Raw genomic sequence first — 2,975 nt, forward strand, 5'->3', positions numbered from 1 at the left:
CCGTCAGCGCGGCGGACAACAGGGGGATGCCGAGCTGAACAAAGCCAAGCAACCTCGTTGGAATCTCTCCGCTCTCGCTGGAATCAACCAGTCCGGCCACCAGACCCGCGCCGCCCACGGCCACGATTACCATCAGAAGAATGAAAAACATTCTTCCTTTTTCCACACCGAAACGGAACATAAGGGGCATCGTTATGGCCATCATCAAAAAGCCCATGCACATGTAAGGCAGCAGCGAGGACGGGGAAAAGTCCGTTGTGATAAACAGCCCCAGCAGGAAATTGCTCAGGGCGCTCAAAATGGTGGCGCAGCCAACTGCCAGCCAGCCCAGCACATATTTGCTCATAACCATGTCACTGGCGCTATAAGGCATCATGGCGGCCAAATCGTCCCATTTGCTTCGTTCGTCATAGGCCATGGCGGTATAGGGCAGCATGCCGCAGTAGACAATTGCAAAGACGGTCATGTTCCCTTGAGGAATCGCCGCAAAAATTGCAATCATCAGAAGAAACATCTTCATTTGTCGCAGCAGCACAAAAATATCCTTTTTTAAAAGCGCCTTCATCCCTGTTTTTCCCCCTTCACCAGAAACAAAATGATATCCTCAAGACTGGGCCGCTCCACCGGCAGCGAGGCGGGAACCAAACTCCGTTTTATCAGCGCCCGCACGCCATAAGGCGATTCTTCTGTGCCCAGCACCGCTCCTTGGGGCAGTTCGGAAAGGCACGCTTTGTTGCAGGAAACAATGCCGTATTCATCCCGCAACGCGTCCTTTTCCATAGAGAGCCGCAGACGGCCCCTGTGGAGAAACGCAATGTAATCGCACAGCTTTTCAAGATCGCTGACGATGTGGGAGGAGATAAGAATGGAGCGGGTTTCATCTCGGGTAAACTCGGAAAAAATCTCCAAAATCTCGTCCCGGACAATGGGATCCAGCCCACTGGTGGCCTCGTCCAAAATCAGAAGCTTTGGGCTGTGGCTCAGAGCCACGGCGATGCCAAGCTTCATGGTCATGCCCCGGGAATAGTCCTTAAATGCCTTTTTTAGCGGCAGGCCAAAGCGCTTTAAAAACTCGTCGTAAGCCGCAGTGTCCCAGCGCTGATAGGTGTCCGCCATAATCAGGCCCACCTGTCGGGCATTCAGTGTTTCGGGAAAATGAGACTCGTCCAGCACGATGCCCACGTCCTCCTTCACCCGCTGAAATTCCGGGCTGCGGTTATCCACGCCCAGCACGCGGATTTCGCCGCTGTCGGGCCGCAGTGCGTCCATAATCAGGCGAATGGCGGTGGTCTTTCCCGCTCCGTTTTCTCCCACCAGCCCGCAGATAGACCCCTGAGGCAGCACAAGGCTCAAATCCTGTATGACAAAGTCGCCCAAGCGCTTGCTCACATTCTTTATTTCAATTGCATCCATGGTTCATTCCCCCTCTAAAATAATCCGCAGCATTGCAACAAGCTCTCCGTCCGTGACACGGCAGCTTCCGGCAAGGTCGGCGGCGGCCTGCAAATGGCCCTCGATTTCCCGCAGGCGGTTCTCCCGGATCAGCTCCGTGTTCTGCTCCGCCACAAAGCAGCCCTTGCCTGCCACCGTGTAGACAAAGCCCTCCGCTTCCAGCTCGTCATAGGCCCGCTTGGTGGTGATGACGGAGATGCGCAGGTCCTTTGCCAGCGCCCGGATGGAGGGTAGCGCCGCCCCCTGCTCCAGCGACCCCGCCACAATCTGATCCCGAATCTGGGCGGCAATCTGCTCGTAGATGGGTGCGCTGGAGGAATTGCTCAATAAAATTTCCAAGCTGTAATCACCTCACATACTGTTCATGTACAGTATATACAGTTGAAGAAAAATGTCAAGGGGGAAATTTCGGAATGATTAAGCAATTTTTGCCGCACCGGGGAATCGGAGGGGAAAACACTGTAAAACCGGCGGAAACTATGGTACAATGTCCGCGTTGCAGGCGGGTGCCTGCTTGAACTGCAAATATCCCGGCGGCGCTTTGCGCCTCCGGCAGGACCGGAATGGGATATATGGGATATAAAGGGGGCGAGGGCGTGGAGACAGAGATGGGACAGAGCGCGCTGACGCTCTGGTGGAAGCCCGCGCCCGATGGGGCGGAGGTGACGGCCGTGACCTCCGGGGAACAGCACGTTTTCCTGCCGGAGCGGGTCCGGGGCCTTCCGGTGACGGCATTGGGCCACCATGCTTTTTCTCCCAACCGCCCCACGCCGGAGGGGGAACCTTTGCGCATTGTCTGCGGAGGGGGAGCGCCGGGGGACAAACCACGGGGCATCGAAGCCGTGACCCTGCCGCCCACGCTGCGGCGGGTGGGAGATTACGCGTTTTACAACTGCTCTGCCCTGAAAGAGCTGCACCTTGCCGAGCCGGTGAACGATTGGGGCAGCGGCGTGTTTATGAACTGCGGCCATCTGCGCCGGTTTTTTATCCGGGCGCAGGACGGCAGGGTGGAGAGCCTTGCTTATTTTGCAGGCGAGCTGGCCACGGAACTGGATGTAAGCGTGGACTATCCCGACGGGGGGACGGTGCGGCTGATTTTTCCGGAGTACCGGGAGGTATTGGAGGAAAACGCCCCGGCCCACCACTTTGATTTTCACCTCTACGGCTCGGGCTATCCCTATCGCCATGTGTTCCGGGACCGGGCGCTGTCTCTTCAGGAGTATGACCGGCTGTTCCCCGGCCTTTTGGAAAAGGAGCACGACCCAAGCTGCGCCCTGCGCCTTGCATGGCACCGGCTGCGCGCGCCCCGGGAGCTGACGGAACAATCAGGCCAGCGCTACCTGACGTATTTGAAAAGCAGGGCGGAAGCGGTGCTGGCGTGGCTTCTTGAAGGACGGGACAGCCGGGGCCTTGCATGGTTTTTGCCTCTGAGCGGCGCAGACGCGGATGCGCTGCGCACGGCGGCGGAGACGGCTCGGCGGCTGGGGCTTACGGAGTCGCTGGCGCTGCTGCTGGAGCGGCTG

General features: G+C 58.1%; 4 protein-coding genes. 1 reads left to right on the plus strand and 3 read right to left on the minus strand.

All coding sequences use genetic code 11. From position 1 onward, the window contains the following. The 3 genes from B2W96_RS02995 to B2W96_RS03005 all read right to left on the minus strand — a co-directional run. On the minus strand, positions 1–535 hold a 535-nt coding region (locus tag B2W96_RS02995), incomplete at its 3' end, for an ABC-2 transporter permease (protein WP_293008412.1). Positions 536–561: 26 nt separating this feature from the next. Beyond that, positions 562–1,413: an ABC transporter ATP-binding protein gene (locus tag B2W96_RS03000; protein ID WP_293008414.1), complete on the minus strand. Its 852-nt coding sequence runs from the start codon at positions 1,411–1,413 to the stop codon at positions 562–564. Between the two features lie 3 nt (positions 1,414–1,416). After that, positions 1,417–1,791, minus strand: a complete 375-nt coding sequence (locus B2W96_RS03005; RefSeq protein ID WP_293008416.1) for a GntR family transcriptional regulator — start codon at positions 1,789–1,791, stop codon at positions 1,417–1,419. 233 nt (positions 1,792–2,024) lie between these two features. Here B2W96_RS03005 and B2W96_RS03010 point away from each other — a divergent pair. Then, positions 2,025–2,975 (plus strand): leucine-rich repeat protein (locus B2W96_RS03010; RefSeq protein ID WP_293008418.1); only part of this gene is annotated, 951 nt, incomplete at its 3' end.

The organism is Oscillibacter sp. UBA6647, assembly GCA_002455655.1.
GTDB lineage: Bacteria > Bacillota > Clostridia > Oscillospirales > Oscillospiraceae > Oscillibacter.

Excerpts from the sequence above, each read along its gene's own strand:
- B2W96_RS03000 (WP_293008414.1), bottom strand. The coding sequence starts at position 1,413 with ATGGATGCAATTGAAATAAAGAATGTGAGCAAGCGCTTGGGCGACTTT.